The 14,082-nt window shown below is 50.4% G+C and carries 14 protein-coding genes; 9 read left to right on the forward strand and 5 right to left on the reverse strand.

The genetic code is table 11. The features are described from left to right. Positions 1 to 122: 122 nt before the first annotated feature. Positions 123 to 770: an HPP family protein gene (locus tag ABD852_RS20855; protein ID WP_345032470.1), complete on the reverse strand. Its 648-nt coding sequence runs from the start codon at positions 768 to 770 to the stop codon at positions 123 to 125. Positions 771 to 1,078: 308 nt separating this feature from the next. Between ABD852_RS20855 and ABD852_RS20860 the strand changes: the two genes are divergently transcribed. The 8 genes from ABD852_RS20860 to ABD852_RS20895 all read left to right on the forward strand — a co-directional run bounded on the left by ABD852_RS20860 (position 1,079) and on the right by ABD852_RS20895 (position 11,046). Then, on the forward strand, positions 1,079 to 1,681 hold the full coding sequence (locus ABD852_RS20860; RefSeq protein WP_345032472.1) for an RNA polymerase sigma factor: 603 nt from the start codon (positions 1,079 to 1,081) through the stop codon (positions 1,679 to 1,681). A 21-nt stretch (positions 1,682 to 1,702) separates the two neighbouring features. Beyond that, a complete protein-coding gene (locus ABD852_RS20865) occupies positions 1,703 to 2,761 on the forward strand; it encodes a FecR family protein (protein WP_345032474.1) in 1,059 nt (352 codons plus the stop codon). Positions 2,762 to 2,928: 167 nt separating this feature from the next. After that, the gene (locus tag ABD852_RS20870; RefSeq protein ID WP_345032476.1) at positions 2,929 to 6,186 is read left to right on the forward strand and encodes a SusC/RagA family TonB-linked outer membrane protein; all 3,258 of its coding nucleotides are present in this window, start codon (positions 2,929 to 2,931) and stop codon (positions 6,184 to 6,186) included. 12 nt (positions 6,187 to 6,198) lie between these two features. Further along, positions 6,199 to 7,890, forward strand: coding sequence for a RagB/SusD family nutrient uptake outer membrane protein (locus ABD852_RS20875; protein WP_345032478.1), 1,692 nt, complete (start codon positions 6,199 to 6,201; stop codon positions 7,888 to 7,890). Between the two features lie 73 nt (positions 7,891 to 7,963). Then, positions 7,964 to 9,349, forward strand: a complete 1,386-nt coding sequence (locus tag ABD852_RS20880) for a Gfo/Idh/MocA family protein (RefSeq protein ID WP_345032479.1) — start codon at positions 7,964 to 7,966, stop codon at positions 9,347 to 9,349. Positions 9,350 to 9,451: 102 nt separating this feature from the next. Further along, positions 9,452 to 10,156: a 3-keto-disaccharide hydrolase gene (locus ABD852_RS20885; RefSeq protein ID WP_345032481.1), complete on the forward strand. Its 705-nt coding sequence runs from the start codon at positions 9,452 to 9,454 to the stop codon at positions 10,154 to 10,156. A gap of 175 nt (positions 10,157 to 10,331) precedes the next feature. Further along, the gene (locus tag ABD852_RS20890; protein WP_345032482.1) at positions 10,332 to 10,817 is read left to right on the forward strand and encodes a hypothetical protein; all 486 of its coding nucleotides are present in this window, start codon (positions 10,332 to 10,334) and stop codon (positions 10,815 to 10,817) included. A gap of 1 nt (position 10,818) precedes the next feature. After that, entirely contained in the window at positions 10,819 to 11,046 is a 228-nt protein-coding gene (locus tag ABD852_RS20895) for a helix-turn-helix domain-containing protein (protein ID WP_345032483.1), read from the forward strand. Positions 11,047 to 11,058: 12 nt separating this feature from the next. Here the strand turns inward: ABD852_RS20895 and ABD852_RS20900 are convergent, their stop codons facing one another. From ABD852_RS20900 to ABD852_RS20910, 3 genes are read right to left on the reverse strand one after another with little or no spacing between them, the layout of a single operon-like run. Then, entirely contained in the window at positions 11,059 to 11,607 is a 549-nt protein-coding gene (locus ABD852_RS20900) for a YceI family protein (protein ID WP_345032485.1), read from the reverse strand. A gap of 16 nt (positions 11,608 to 11,623) precedes the next feature. After that, on the reverse strand, positions 11,624 to 12,517 hold the full coding sequence (locus tag ABD852_RS20905; protein WP_345032487.1) for a DUF5777 family beta-barrel protein: 894 nt from the start codon (positions 12,515 to 12,517) through the stop codon (positions 11,624 to 11,626). 11 nt (positions 12,518 to 12,528) lie between these two features. Continuing rightward, positions 12,529 to 13,032 carry a QcrA and Rieske domain-containing protein gene (locus ABD852_RS20910; protein ID WP_345032488.1) on the reverse strand — a complete coding sequence of 168 codons (504 nt, stop codon included), beginning with the start codon at positions 13,030 to 13,032 and terminating at the stop codon, positions 12,529 to 12,531. A 281-nt stretch (positions 13,033 to 13,313) separates the two neighbouring features. Between ABD852_RS20910 and ABD852_RS20915 the strand changes: the two genes are divergently transcribed. Continuing rightward, the gene (locus tag ABD852_RS20915; protein ID WP_345032490.1) at positions 13,314 to 13,745 is read left to right on the forward strand and encodes an RrF2 family transcriptional regulator; all 432 of its coding nucleotides are present in this window, start codon (positions 13,314 to 13,316) and stop codon (positions 13,743 to 13,745) included. 4 nt (positions 13,746 to 13,749) lie between these two features. Here the strand turns inward: ABD852_RS20915 and ABD852_RS20920 are convergent, their stop codons facing one another. Next, entirely contained in the window at positions 13,750 to 13,983 is a 234-nt protein-coding gene (locus ABD852_RS20920) for a hypothetical protein (RefSeq protein WP_345032492.1), read from the reverse strand. Positions 13,984 to 14,082: the final 99 nt, after the last annotated feature.

Consider the following 14,082-nt stretch of genomic DNA (forward strand, 5'->3'; position numbering starts at 1 on the left):
GCAGAAGATGCCCGGGTGTTGCGTGCGAGCACGGCGATCTGTGCGTATTGAGCCATACCCGTCCCGACAACCGTCGTGTGACTTTGTCTCTAAATTATCGTTTCGAATAGGACAGGCCGATACTACCGCGGAATGGTCTCAGAAGTTCCGTGCCGCCTTTTTTTGTAAAGGTTAATAAAATGGCTGGTCGGCCGCATAAACCGGTTGAACGTTCGGGAAAACCTTTTGCTGGTCGGGTACTGCCGGTCAGGGGTGATGTTATTGAAAACGAGCGCCACAGCCAGTAATATCAACGCCCCGGAAAGCACCGGTGAAAACACGAACCAATAACCGAGGTCCTTTACCTGCTCAGAGCCTGTGACAGCAATCAGTGCGCTTGCACCACCCGGGGGGTGGAGTGTTTTTGTCATTTGCATACTGATGATAGACAGTGCTACGGCAAGCGGCGCTGTGATCCAGATAATGTCCGGGCAAAGGCGGCAGACGGTTACACCCACGAGCGTTGAAATGACGTGACCGCCTATCAGGTTGCGTGGTTGTGCCAGCGGGCTCTGGATGGCCCCGTAAATCAGGACCGAGGAGGCGCCAAAGGATCCAATCAGGAAAAGGTGATCGGATGCTGTAAAGTGAGACTGTAAAAATGCAATTATTCCAATTCCCAGGAATGCGCCGGTAAAGGACCAGAAGTGCTCGGTGTTATTAACGAGTGTTTCTTTGTAAAATACGTACCGGGCAATTCTGTAACTTCGCTTTATTTTCTCTTTGACCATATTTGTCGCCCTAACGGATGGTAGGGTTTATTTTTGTTATTCGCCCGGTTCCCTGGCGGGTGTGTGACTTTTTTTATCGGATGTACAAGAATGTTTTATTTTGCAAAAGTAGGAAAAATACTATTTTGGTTAAAAATGATTTTTTGAATTTTTCCGATAGCGAAAGATTGGCGCCGGCAAATCGCGGCGGTAATTTGGGTGGGCAGAAAAAAAAGTGAGGCCGGGAAGGTATAAAACATGGGGGTTGTGAGATTAGTAATAAAGGACCAAGTTTTTGTATCGAACCCTGACCAAACTTTTACGTAAACGTGATTAATCATTCGGTGAACAGGTCTGTACCGGGCGTGTGGGATGCGTTCCGTAAGGGAAGCCGTTCGGCTTTTCAGGAAATATACGAGCATCACGTACACCAGCTCCTGAAATACGGGAGAAAGATCGCCGCTGATCCCGACCTGATCGAAGATACAGTCCACGATTTATTCCTGGAGCTGTGGCGGTCGCGGGAAAAGCTGGCGGACGTCGGGGAGGGACAGCTGAAATTCTATCTTTTCAGGGCGCTTCGGAACCGGTTATATACGGTACTTAAAAGAGAAGAAACGAATAAGACGGGGGAGAGCCTCCTCGATTACCAGGACCACCTCCAGGCCGAAGACCCCTTTGAAACCATCCTGATAGAGGACCAGGCACGAAACGAACTTTTAAGATCGCTGCAAACCAATCTCAAAACACTGAGCGCACGTCAGCAACAGGCGATATACCTCCGGTTTTATGAACACTTCAGCAACGAAGAGATCGCGCAGCTGATGGGAGTGAATTACCATTCGGCATGCCGCTTTATTTACGATGGCCTGAAATGCCTCAAAGAAGTGGTGCGCATTTTGGGCCTTTTTCTAATGCTGGCAGAATTTTAAGAAGCACAACGATTACATCCGATGGATTATTACCAATACAAAGCCGAGGACTTTGCTTCGGAGGATTACTTCAAGAATTGGGTAAATGCGCCCGATCCGGAAAGTGACCGGTTCTGGAGTGATTTCCTGAAAGAATTTCCGGAGAAGTACTACGATTTTCATGAAGGCCGGAGGCTGGTCGAAAGCTTGTCGGCGGTGTACGAATCTTCCGCAGGAACGGAAGAAGGCAGCGCCAGAATCTGGGAACGTTTGGACAGGGCGATCAATGAGCCGCCTTTCTACCAGTTGATCCGCCGCTTTTATCCGTGGCTGGCAGCAGCCTGCCTGCTTATGGCACTGGGGTGTTTCGCCTATTTTTACCAGGGAGCGCAACAGAGGTCCGGCACTCCCGTGAATGCAGTAGCCGCCACGGGAACTACCTATGACAACCCGGGAAATGCCACCCGCCTGGTAAGGTTGCCGGACGGCTCCGAAGTTTCTATCGACAGCGGCAGCCGGCTTGAATACCGTGAAATCGACGGCGTACGCGCCGCAACCCTGCATGGCGGAGCCTTTTTTAAAGTAGTACGTCAGGCGGGGAAAACATTTGAAGTAAGTGCGGGCGGCGTAAAAACAACCGTATTGGGGACTTCTTTCCGGATTCGGGCTTATGACAAGGATCAGAACGTAACGGTAGAAGTCAGGAGCGGAAAAGTCCGGGTGTCGCATGAGCGGGATGAACTACAAAAAGGAAATTCTATTGTGCTGGCCCCCAACCAGAAGGCGGTTTTTTCGAAAGAGTCCCAGTCGTTCCGGAAAGACGTGGCGGATCCAGATTCAATGTTTCCCGAAGGGACGGAAGTCAGAAACGCGATCTACATTTTTGACGATGCGCCCGTAGAAAAGGTTTTTGAAGCCATAGAAAGCCAGTATGACGTAGAGATTATCTACGACCGAACCCTTATGAAAGACTGTAGACTAAAAATTAACCTTGAAGATGAATCACTTAACAGAAAGCTGGACGTAATCAGTCTCGCACTAGGAATTGCCTATGAGAAAAACGGAAGAAAAATAGTATTCGAAAAGAGGGGCTGCCAATAAAAGCCACCGAATGTGTTCCAGCACATTCAGTGGCAGGTCTCCCCTGGTTTGTCTGACACCGTATACCGGCAGAAATGCCGGTAAAGGAGATGTTTATGTCAAAAAATTTAACACAACATGTGAAACTAATGAAAAAACCATTACGACTAACCCCTATCATTTACCAAATGATACGACTGTCCTTTATCCATTGCCTGATCGCGGTTATATTTTCGGGGTTGAGCCTGGCGACACCGGCTGTTAGCCAGGGGTTGCTTACCAAAAAACTAAGCCTTGACGTAAAGAATACTGAAGCGCGGAAAGTGCTGCAACTAATAGAAGCCCAGACCGAGGCCAAATTTGCCTATCGCCCGAAACTGCTTTCGGGAAGTCAGAAAATGAGCCTCCACCTGGTCGACCGGTCGCTTGGCGAAGTGCTCGACATCCTGACCCGGAACCTGAAGTTGCAATACAACGTATTGGGAGACCAGATTATCCTGAGTCCCGCGCCGGTCCCGCAGAGCCAACCCAGTGCGATCCTCAGGTTCCCGACCGTGCCGGAATCAGCCGGGGAACGTCTGGTAAAGGGAAAGGTTACCGACGAAAAAGGCGAGGCCCTGCCAGGTGTGAACATACTGCTGAAGGGGACGCAGAACGGTACGATTTCGGACCAAGACGGACTGTATAGTATTTCGGTGCCGGACAATTCAGGCCTGCTCGTTTTTTCGTTTGTAGGCTATAAAAGCCAGGAAGTTGGTGTCGGGCCGCTGCAGTCGTCGTTGGATATTGTTTTGAAAGCCGATGCCAAATCACTGGAAGAGGTGGTGGTGGTAGGCTATGGCACCGTTCGCAGGGAGGAGTTGACGAGCGCGGTCGTGAGTGTCAGCTCAGATGAATTTATCACCGGCGCCTTCAATAATCCCATCCAGATGATCGACGGCAAGGTGGCCGGCCTGACCATGGGTACGGCAGCTGCGGCGGATCCTAATTCAGGATCGTCGCTTCAGCTCCGGGGTGTGGCTTCGGTGAATGCCGGGACCGGTCCGCTGGTCGTGGTGGATGGCGTGCCGGGACGGGACCTGGCTTCGATCCCGCAGGATGAAATTGAGAATATTACCATACTAAAAGATGGTGCATCGGCTGCTATCTACGGGGCCAGAGGCGCCAACGGTGTTATTCTCGTTACCACCAAGAAGGGAAAAGAAGGCGAATCGAGCGTTTCCTACGAGACCTACCTCACCTCCAATTACGTAGCGAAAAAGCCCGAGGTACTATCTGCCCGGGAATATGTGGAACGCGGCCGGTCTAATCTTTACGATCCCTCCCAGGCCGACCACCTCCCCTATTCCAATAATTTCTACGATTTGCTCCTTCGAGACCAATCATTCGGAAATTACCATCACCTGGCGATCGAGAGCGGTTCCCGAAGCTCCAATTACAGGCTGTCAATGAACTACCGGGATATGAACGGTATTGACATTATTTCAAAACGGAAGGAATATGGCGCCCGTCTTAACTATAATTATACCATCCGCAACAAAGTGAGTGTTTACGGAAATGTGTATGCCAGCAAAAACAAACAGGATGTGACGGACTACATGGCATTCCGCCAGGCGATAAAAGCGCAGCCTACCGAGCCGCTGTACAACCCCGAAGACCCTTCAAAATATTATATTTTCAGTGGACACGACTACTACAATCCGGTTGCGCTGCTGAGAACCAGTACCAACCGGAAGGAATTCCTGAACCTGAGCGGTGATCTGAACATCCGCTGGGACCTTACCGACTATCTCTCAACCAACCTGATGGTGGCGGAAAATATGGTGGAGGGTTCGGGATATGGTTATAAGAACAGCAACTCGCATGTGTCGAGAGATAACCTGTACACGGGAATGGCATCGCGTGACCAAAGCCGTTCGGACAGCAGGATACTGGAATGGACGGGGAACTATAATTTGGCCCGGGAAGCGCATAACCTGCAATTGCTTGCCGGTTACAGCTATCAAAAGTTTCTCAGTGAAGGATTCAGCGCCTGGAATGCCAATTTCCCTTCCGACGCGCTCCTTTGGAACAATCTGGGCGGCGGAACCTGGCATAGTCTGTCGAAAGGACTGGTAGGACCTTCGTCATACAAGTCAACCAATACGCTGATCGCTTTTTTCGGCCGGGCCAACTACTCCTACCAGGGCAGGTACCTGCTGACGGCTTCGCTCCGCCGGGAAGGTTCAAGTAAGTTCGGGATTAACAACAAATGGGGGAATTTCCCGGCAATTTCAGGCGCCTGGATAATGTCCAGGGAGAAGTTCTTTAATGTTCCGGCAGTTAATTCCCTGAAATTGCGGGCCAGCTACGGTGTGACCGGTAGAGAGAATATTAACCCGCTGCTTTCCCTGTCTACTTACAGCGCCAACTCTTTTTATAATATGGAGGGAGGTTGGCTGCGTACCTGGGGGCCGTCGGGCAACCCCAACCCCAATCTGAAATGGGAGGTAGGCTACAATACCAATTTCGGAGCAGATGTAACCCTGTTTAACCAGAGGCTTACCGTCTCGCTTGACTACTTTATCCGGAAGACGAAAGACCTCTTGTTCTATACGCCGGTTCCCATGCCGCCGAACTTGTACGGAAACACATGGAGCAATGTGGGCTCCATCAACAACAAAGGGATAGAGCTCGTGCTTGATGCACAATTGGTCAACAAAAGCGATTTTGGCTGGACGACCAACCTTGTAGGTAGCTATGGGAAAAGCAGGATGATGAAAATTGCCGGAAGCGCCTCCGCTTCCAAGTTCATGGATCTCTATACCCTGCCTTCTCCGGGTAATCCGGGGCCTATCGTCCGCCTCGAAGAGGGCCAGGAAATCGGGAGCTTTTATATGTACAAGCACGCCGGCGTTGATGACAACGGTAACCTGATGGTATACAATAAAGAAAATGAGGCGATTATCGCGTCGGCCAAGAAAGAGGCAGACAAACGTTATGTAGGCAATGGCATTCCGGACTACATTTTTTCGTGGACCAATAATTTCCGCTACAAGCGTTTTGACCTTTCGCTTTTCTTTAAAGGCGCGCTTAAATACGACGTGTATAACCTGCATGAAATGTATTACGGGCTGATCAATGCGCCCGGGAACGTACTGACGGTTGCCTACGGAAAGAATGCGCACATCAAGTCGGAGAAAGAAGCCAGTTCCTACTTCCTGGAAAAAGGAGACTACCTGAACCTGAGAAATGTATCGCTCGGATACCGTTTCTCCCTGGGTAAACAGACTTTCCTGCGGCAGTTGCGGGCGAACCTGAACGCTACCAACCTGTTTACCCTTACGAAATTCAGCGGGCTGGACATCACGCAACTCGAAGTGAACGGGCTTACACCGGGCATCCAGACGATGGATTTTTACCCGACCACCCGTTCGGTTACTCTTTCTGTTCAATTGACATTTTAAAAGGTGCACGTCATGAAGTTGAGAAATATATTAGTGTGCATGCTGTTGGTTACGGCAAACAGCTGCACTGACCTTTCTGAAGATATGTATGACCGCGTGGGGTCGGGCAACTTCGTTCAGAAAAAAGACAACCTGATGCAGGTGATAGGAAGCGTGTATGCCAAGGCGCATAATACCACCCTGATTTCATGGTTTTTCCCGCAGGAGCTTACCGCCGACCAGATCCTGACGCCGACGCGGGGCATTCATGGCTATAATGCCGGTGAGTACCTCAGGCTGAACCAGCACAACTGGTCCAATCTTGACCGGGGAGCGACTATGGCCTGGACGGAAAACTACCAGCTGATCGGCTTTGCCAATCATGTGCTGGCCGAACTTCCGGGTACAGATTATACAAAGCTCGGGCTGACCGATGCCGACAAAAAGCGGCACATGGCCGAGATTCGCACGTTAAGGGCTTACGGGTACTGGCACCTGCTTGAAATTTACGGTGAAGTCCCCATCGTGACCTCCGTCGAGGAGCCGGTGAAGGCCAAAAATACCGACCAGGAAGTTTTTGATTTTGTTGTGAAAGAACTGAATGAAACGCTTCCCGATCTGCCCCTCAAATCGGAGACGGCGCCGCCGCAAGGGCTTTATCGCGTTACTAAGGCATTCAATCGTTTCCTGCTCATGCGTTTGCTGTTTAACAGCGAAGCCTATATCCGGAAACCGATGTATGACGAAACGCGTAAACTGGCCGATGAAATAGTAAGCGGTGTTTACGGTCAATACGCGCTCGACAATACCTGGAACGGCCCTTTCACACACAACAACGCCAATTCCGGAGAGTTGATCTTCGCTTTCCCTATTGAAAAGGGACAACGCGACGAAAAAGGATGGTGGTTCGGTGGTTTTCATCATTACCAAAGCCACCTGACTTTCGGCTCGTCGTATGGCGGGGCCGGATGGAACGGCTGGGGCCTGGCGCCTTCCATTACTGCAAAGGGGGAGAAGCTCAACTACAAGCTGGGGATGCCGTTTTCGCGTTACCATGCGAAAGATTTGCGTAAGAAACCCTGGAATTACCTGGGTAACGGGAACTTTGAAGGCATGTTTTTACAGGGGCTTCAGCTCGCGTTCAACAAAAAAGATACGATCCGGGGCGTGGAAGAGTATAAGGGGCGTCCATTGGTGCTAGTAGATTATGTGGCCAGGACCTCAGAAGGCGATGCCGCGTCAGGAAGTATGTTGAAAGGAGAAGAAAATACAGGGATTCGGCCGGTGAAGGTATGCCCGGTCTTCCCGGATGTGGAAAGCCAGTTTGAGGCCCAGGCCGATCAGCCCGAAATGAGGTTGGCAGAGGTTTATCTGACACTGGCGGAGTGCGAGCTCCGGTTGGGGAATAAGGAGCGTGCTGCCGACCTGATCAATACGCTGATCAAGCGCAACTACGCGGCTGCCGATTGGGGAAATGCCGCTCTGGCGCTGCCCGTAACTGCCGCCGGGCTGGATGCCGGCGGCTACCGTATGCTGGAAGAATGGGGTAAGGAGTTTATCATGGAAGGACGGCGCAGGACCGACCTGATCCGTTGGAATAAATACACCACCGACCTGTGGTTTGACCACAATGAACCCTCTGCAGCTTTCAGAAACCGGATGCCTATCCCGTTCTTCGCGATGAACGCCAATCCACTGCTTATACAAACTAACGGATATAACTAAATAGCGGTGAGGTATGAGGCATAAGGTGCTAGCCCTCATACCTGATACCTTACCGCTCAACCTTTAAGTCAAAATGAAATACAATTCGAAACGTCGTAATTTTCTTAAAAATCTTGGAGGAGCAGCAGTGGCAGCTGCCATTGCACCCAACGCTTACGGGAACAGTAATGCCACTAACATCATAGAAAACCGGCCGCGGCTCCCTTTTTCCGCCAATGACAAGATCCGGGTTGGCCTGGTGGGTACCGGCGGGATGGGAATCGGCGATATGCAGACGGCCCTCATGGTAGATGGTATTGAAATAGCGGGCGCCTGCGACCTGTATGACGGCCGCCTGAAGCGTGCCCGCGAATTATGGGGAAAGGACCTCTTCGTCACCCGCGACTACCGGGAACTGTTGCAGCGCAAGGACATTGACGTGATTATCAACGCGACGGTAGACCACTGGCACTCAAAGATCTCAATTGATTCTCTCGCAGCAGGCAAACATGTCTACAGCGAAAAACCCATGGTGAAACATGTGGAAGAAGGGCACGCGCTGATCGCAGCCCAGGAGAAGTACAAGAAGGTGTTCCAGGTAGGCAGTCAGTTTGTGAGCTCTATTATACACGCCAAGGCGAAGGAGCTTATTAAAGCCGGCGAAATAGGTGAAGTGAATTTTGCCGAGGTACAGATCGACCGGCACAGCGCAATCGGGGCCTGGCAGTATACACTCCCGCTGGATGCCAATCCGCAAGCCGTAGATTGGGATACCTATATTCAACCCACGAAGAAGAAACTGCCTTTTAACGCCGACCAATTTTTCAGATGGCGCAATTATCAGGAATTTGGTACGGGCGCAGCCGGCGATTTGTACGTTCATATGTTGTCTATGCTACATTTCGTACTGGATTCAAAAGGGCCGAACCGGGTGATGTCAACCGGCGGGCTCCGCTATTGGAAAGACGGCCGGGATGTGCCGGATATTCACGTAGGGCTTTTTGACTACGCGAAATCTGCGGCCCATGGTCCGTTTAACTTGTCTCTCAGGACCAACCTGGTCAGCGGCGGCGGGGAAAATTACCTCTTTCGAATAGCCGGTACCGAAGGCGATATCTCCATAGGCTGGGACAACCTGGTGCTGCGCAGGACACCGTTCCCGAAAGCGCCCGGCTTGTCTATCGGAAGCTTCGACACCGAAATGCAGGACCGTATCAAGAAAGCCTACAGTGAGAAATACCCCACAAAATTTGAGATGACCGCCCCGGCCGAGCAGGTCTTCAAAACGCCGAAGGATTACAAAGGCGACCGGTACGAGCACTTTGTCAATTTCTTTGACTCCATCCGGCACAACAAGCCTGTGGTAGAGGACGCCGTATTCGGCTTGAGAGCCTGCGGGCCTACTGTTGCCGGTAATATCAGTTATTATGAGAACAGGATCGTGGAATGGGATCCTGAGAAAATGGTGATTAAAAAATGATAATTTAGCGGTGAGGTGTGAGCCGTGGGGTATGAGGGGCTGGCTTATACCTCACTCCTCATGGCTCATACCCAACAGCTACAAACCTTTTAATACAAAAGAATGAAATGGATTAACGCAGTTTTCCTGGCCGGCCTGGTAACAGCCGGATATGCCGGAGGAAAAAAAGAGGGGGAAAAACACAATGTCCTGACAAAAAAGGAGGCAAAAGCCGGGTGGGTTTTGCTTTTTGACGGCAAAACGACGAATGGCTGGCATAACTACCTGAAAAAGGGTGTTAGCGGTTGGATGGTCATGAATGGTGAACTGATGACCGAAGGCCGGAGCGGCGACATTGTTACTGACGCCGAGTTCGGAAATTTTGAAATTACTGTCGACTGGAAAATTAAAGAGAAGGGGAACAGCGGAATTTTTTATTACATCGTTGAGGATCCGGCGAACAAGCGCATGTACGAGTCCGGACCGGAATTCCAGATTATTGACAACAAAAATTATCCGCAAAAGCTTGAGCCCAACCAGGTGACCGGTTCGGCTTCAGATGTGTTGCCACCTTCTGGTGACTATACCAAACCGGTAGGCGAATGGAACTCTACCCGTATCATCGTGAAAAACGGCAAAGCGGAACACTGGCTGAACGGGAAGAAAATTCTTTCTTATGACCTGGAGTCGGATGCCTGGAAAGAGGCGGTGAAAAAGAGCAAATTCGCTCCCCTTAACTATACAAAGACCCGAAGCGGGAGAATTGGCCTCCAGGATCATGGTAACTTTGTCGCTTACCGGAATGTTAAGTTGAGGAAGCTGGATTAGCCGGCAGTTTTACAATAAAAGCCAAAAAGGGTATGGGGAAGTGGTCAGGCCGCTTTTTCATACCCTTTTCCTTAAAATTGCTTATCAGGAGAAAATTTAGCAATTATTGTTTTACATTAAATATTTATCATATTTGTATAGTAAATATATGTTGAACAATTAAAATTGAATTTCTATGAAGATGCTGAATTTTCTCCTGGTTCTCCTCGTGGTGGTGGCAGGGGCTAACTCCCTCCTTTTTTTCTGGCGGGGAATGACTTCTGTTGTGAATGACGAAGGGCTTTTGCAACTGCTCTGGATCTTTAAAATGGCGGCCTGTACAGGTGTGATTTTTATCCTCTACTATGTTTTCCGGATTAAATCGGCCGTCCTGGCGAAAGATGGCGATCTTGCGGGGACCCGTATCCGGATAGCGTGCGGAATAGGGCTTTTAGCGGCTTTTTTCAATTCCCTGGCCGAGGCCGGGATCAAAACACAAATGGAGTTCTCAGGTAGGTTGGTGGGTATTGGCGAAGCTAAGAAGCGGCTATTGGCTCATGCATTGGAAGGGATTTTTGACCAGAATATCCTGGTGTATGTGTTGATACTGGCGTTGTTTTTACTGACCGGCTTTGTTCAACTCGCTTCACAGTTGAAAAGCGAAAACGAAAGTTTTATTTAAAATGCCTATCCTGGTAAATCTCGATGTCATGATGGCAAAGAGAAAAATGTCGTTGAACGAGCTGTCGCAGAAAGTCGGGATCTCAAATGTGAACCTTTCTATCCTCAAAACCGGGAAGGCAAAGGGCGTCCGGTTCGAGACGCTGGCAGCCATTTGTAAGGCGCTGAATTGCCAACCCGGCGACGTGCTCGAGTTTGTGGAAGAAGAAGATGGCCCGGGAGTGAGTTAATCCGGTCTCCGGTTAGTTTTTAGGCAGGAGCATATAGTCCGCCTTTACCCGGATAACTTGCGCGATTTTCACGAAAACCAGCGTCGGTACTTCGATGTTATGGTCGCTGAGTGCGACATCGAATTCGGTCTGGAGAGAAATTTTCCCGTCCTGGACCGTGAGTTTTCCCTTGAGCTCGCGGTCTTTGGTAACACCGTGAATGGTGATCTTACCGGACGCCGTTACGGGAAAAGTGCCATTTTTAGTGTAGTCGGGCGGGTTGGTGATTTTTCCCGAAAAAGTGGCCAGCGGAAGCCGTTCCGATTCCATGTAGTTTTCGTTGAAATGCTCCTGCATCAGTTTGTTGGGGAAAACGAAGTCGCGGATTTTGATCCTGGCCGCAATGTCGCCCGTAGCCGTATTGAGCGCCACCAGGGAAGTTTTGTTGACTGCGTGGATATTTTCCACCGGTGTTTCCGAGAAAAACTCTGTTTTTCCGTTGGCTGTGACGTAGGTCTGTGCCTGCGCGAACATCAATTGTCCTGAAAACAACAGCAGTACGAAGAGAGAGTAGTTGCTCATCTGTCTGGAAGTTGAGTTAGTTTTCGTTGGAAGGGGCGTTTTTTCGCGTGCGTTTGTCAAAGCTGAAAGTGCGGGAAATATTGAACCCGTAGTGGATGTCGCCCTTGCCCCAGGAACCCGTTGTCTCTGCAATGAATTGTCTTTCAATCATGCCGAGCGAATTGGTAAAATGCAATTGAAAGACATGCCCGCCGGTCTCGATGTCAACGCCAAAGGACATAGAATTATAATAGTGTACCGGAATCAGGCTTTCGTCCCGGGCGGTCCAGAAATATTCTCCGTTCAGTGAAACCCGTTTGGTGAGCTTGAAGCGCCCGCCAACGCCTACCGCCAATACGTCTTGTTCATCGCCTGCCGCTACCACGTTGCGGTGTATCCAGGTAGGGGAAACTTGAAGCGACAGCCTTTCACCGAATTTGCGGGCGATCAGCAACTGTGTAGCATAGGAGAGTTTGTCTTCGAAGCTCGCTTCCCTGTTGACCGTTGCGGCTGCCGCGCTTGCAAACAGCGTGACCGAGACCGGGAATGAACCGGGGCCTGAACTTTGACGGAGGAGGCGGTATTTGGCAAACGCGTCGTAGGTTTTTTCAGAAGTGCTTCGTCCGACCCCGATCATCAACCGGTTGGTCAGGCCGTATTCGAGCCCCATTCTCATGGTGGCCTGGTCAAGCCCGAAAAAATGATAGGCACCCATGTTGACGCGACCGAAACGGTGCGAAATACGAAAGTCGAGGTGCCTGGCGCGCATGGTTTCAACGGAGTGGCCGTTGACAACCCGTGTTGATTTGAAAGTAGCCTGAACGGGGACTTTCCCGGCGCTATCGAGCTGGGAAAGCTCGCCTAACAGTTGGTCTTGTGCCTGCACAAAGGCAGGCAGAAATAATAATACCAGGATGCGGAGTCTGTACATGATCGGATGGATTATGAAGTTACGGTCAGACTATTGCCATCGGCAGACAAAGTGGCTTTGTAAACCTTAAGCGCAGGAATATTGCCGCCTGTGTTCGGACCTTTTTGCACCTCGCCGGTCAGTTTGAATTCAGATCCGTGCTGGGGGCAGGCCAGGTCATTGGTGGCGCTGCGGAAGCCAAGCGTAGTGCCTTCGTGCGTGCACATTTTGGATAAGGCAGCGTAGGTACCGGACGTAGTATGCGCGATGAGCACATCGCCTACGATAGAAGATTCCCCGGCGGTCTTAAGCTTTGCAAAGGTATTGTGTTTCAAATCCAGCGTGAATTGGATATTGGAGCCGGTTGTTGTTCCCGTAATGCCGTTGCCGGTAGAACCGCCCGGATCGGGATCGTCTTCTTTTTTGCTGCCGCAGGCGGTCATGGTGGTCCCGATGCAGTAAAAGGCCATGAGTGCCGACGTGCTTAGTCCCAGGCTTCTGAGAAATGCCGATCTTGAAAGTGTTTCGTTGTTCATGTTGACAATGGTTTAAAAATTAAAATGGAAAGGCATGCGGGTGAGTGCTGGAAAATACCGGCTGCAAAGGCCCTCAGAGCCGGCTGCGCACGGTTTTTTCACAGTTAATTGGAAGTACGTAAATGGTTGTGCTAGGGTTGCGGCGGCATAAATTCTTTCTGACGGGGATGACAGAAGCGCTGTGTGCCAGGCTCGGACTTTTCCGGAAAATAAAAGATAAAAAAGTCTTTTATTTGTGCTTTTTTTATTTACATTTGCCTGAGACCAATCAATCGGGGACTATGTTTTCAAAAACCTGTGAGTACGCGATCCGGGCAATGATTTTCGTAGCGCAGAAGAGCGCTGAGGGAGAGAAGACAGGCATCAAGGAAATTGCAAAAGGCATAGATTCTCCGGAGTATTTTATCGCCAAGATTCTTCAGGACCTGAGCCGGCGGGGTTTGCTGCAATCGGCGAAAGGGCCGAACGGCGGTTTTTATCTCGATTCGGTCGGAAAGAGCTGCAGCCTGGCCGACGTGGTTCGTGCGGTAGATGGCGACAGTCTGTTCACCGGCTGCGGACTGGGCCTAAAGCAATGTTCGGAGCAGCTGCCCTGCCCGATTCACTTTCAATTCAAGAAAATTCGTACTGAATTGTCCGATATGCTTAGCAACGCGCAGGTGGGAGACTTTGCTCAAGCACTTGACAACAGCCTTGCTTTTCTCCGGAGATAGTAGCTCATAGCAAACTTGTATCTTTCCCCTGCTGCGCCATCTGCTCATCGAGCGGTCCTGCGGAGATGTTGGATGCGTCGTATTTTCCTTCTCCGCGGTTCGGATCATACGATGACGTTTGCGCCTCAGGTTTCGCTTTTTCTTCTTTTGCGCTTCCTGATTCCGTAGTGCCTCCGCCGCAATTGACTAAGAATAGGGCGGCCAAGAGGATGAAAAATGAAAGAAGTGTCTTGCTCATGTAGGTCTGAAAGTTGAAATTTGAATCAAAAATGGGCGGTTATTCATAGTGAGCGTTATGATTGCAGTCATAAGCGGTGAGGTTTGAGGTATGGGGTGG

It is taken from the genome of Ravibacter arvi (assembly GCF_039540405.1).
Classification (GTDB): Bacteria; Bacteroidota; Bacteroidia; order Cytophagales; family Spirosomataceae; genus Ravibacter; species Ravibacter arvi.